Annotated in this window: 1 protein-coding gene; it reads left to right on the top strand. The window is 58.9% G+C overall.

From position 1 onward, the window contains the following. The first annotated feature begins 295 nt into the window (after positions 1-295). On the top strand, positions 296-1504 hold the full coding sequence (gene urtA, locus WBB95_RS05060; RefSeq protein WP_424486559.1) for an urea ABC transporter substrate-binding protein: 1209 nt from the start codon (positions 296-298) through the stop codon (positions 1502-1504). The last annotated feature ends 26 nt before the right edge of the window (positions 1505-1530 follow it).

The raw sequence follows: 1530 nt of genomic DNA, 5'->3' as shown, positions 1-1530 counted from the left end.
TTTTACGTATGCCGCTATGCACTGTTTCAGGGCAGGTTGTGGTGAGCGGGCTTGCCCCGCGCCGGGATGCGAAGCAGCCCCACTAACAGTCAATGAGTTTGACATTTACAAATGTGCTGTTCTTGATTGGGGCCGCTTCGCAGCCCAGCGCGGGGCAAGCCCGCTCACCACAACCTGCCCTGAAACAGTGCATAGCGGCATACGTCAAATGACGTACACGGTTACGTCAGGCTGCGTATACCCGCCGTGGCCACCTGCCGCCATGCTGACCCCCTCATTGCAGAGGAGTCGCCCCATGGCACCACGATTGATCCGCTCCACACCGCTGTTGGCCCTGTCATTACTGGCGGCCGCTCTGTTCAGCCAGGGCGCGCTGGCCGATAACGAAGGCCTGGCCGTGACCCCCACCGAAGTCACCGTCGGCCAGTTGCACTCGGCCACCGGCACCATGGCGATTTCCGAGACCGGTTCGATCCAGGCCGAGCGCCTGGCGATCGAGCAGATCAACGCCTCGGGCGGGATTCTGGGACGCCAGATCAAGGTGATCCAGGAAGACGGCGCTTCCGACTGGCCGACCTTTGCCGAAAAAGCCAAGAAGTTGCTGGTCAACGACAAAGTCGCCGCTGTATTCGGCTGCTGGACCTCGGCCTCGCGCAAAGCCGTGCTGCCGATCTTCGAGAAAGAAAACGGCTTGCTCTACTACCCGACCTTCTATGAAGGCCTGGAACAGTCGAAAAACGTGATCTACACCGGCCAGGAGGCCACCCAGCAGATTCTCGCCAGCCTCGACTGGATCGCCAAGACCAAGGGCGCCAAGACCTTCTACCTGGTTGGTTCGGATTACATCTGGCCGCGCACCTCAATGAAAATCGCGCGCAAACACATTGAAAACGTGCTGCACGGCACCGTGGTCGGCGAAGACTACTACCCGCTGGGCAACACCCAGTTCGGTTCGCTGATCAACAAGGTCAAGCTGAAAAAGCCGGACGTGGTGTTCGCGGCGGTGGTCGGCGGTTCCAACGTGGCGTTCTACAAACAGCTGAATGCGGCGGGCGTGAATTCGTCGAAACAGACCCTGCTGACCCTGTCGGTAACCGAAGACGAACTGCTCGGTATCGGCGGTGAAAACATGGCCGGTTTCTATGCTTCGATGAAGTACTTCCAGAGCCTGGACAACCCGAACAACAAAGCCTTCGTCGCGGCCTTCAAGGCCAAGTACGGCAAGGATGCAGTGATCGGCGACGTCACCCAGGCGGCCTACCTTGGCCCTTGGTTGTGGAAAGCGGCGGTGGAAAAAGCCGGCAGCTTCGACGTGGATAAAGTCGTGGCAGCCTCCCCAGGTATCGAGTTGAAAAACGCGCCTGAGGGCTACGTGAAGGTCCACGAAAACCATCACCTGTGGAGCAAGTCGCGCATCGGTGAAGTGCAGCCTGATGGCCAGTTCAAGGTGATCTACGAGTCGGATCTGATCGAGCCAAACCCGTTCCCTAAAGGCTACCAATAACCTCAGGCCTGGCATTGATCCAACTG

The organism is Pseudomonas sp. (assembly GCF_049645325.1).
Lineage (GTDB): Bacteria > Pseudomonadota > Gammaproteobacteria > Pseudomonadales > Pseudomonadaceae > Aquipseudomonas.
Note: the sequence above shows the minus strand (reverse complement) of the source record. Positions and strands in the feature narration are given on the sequence as shown.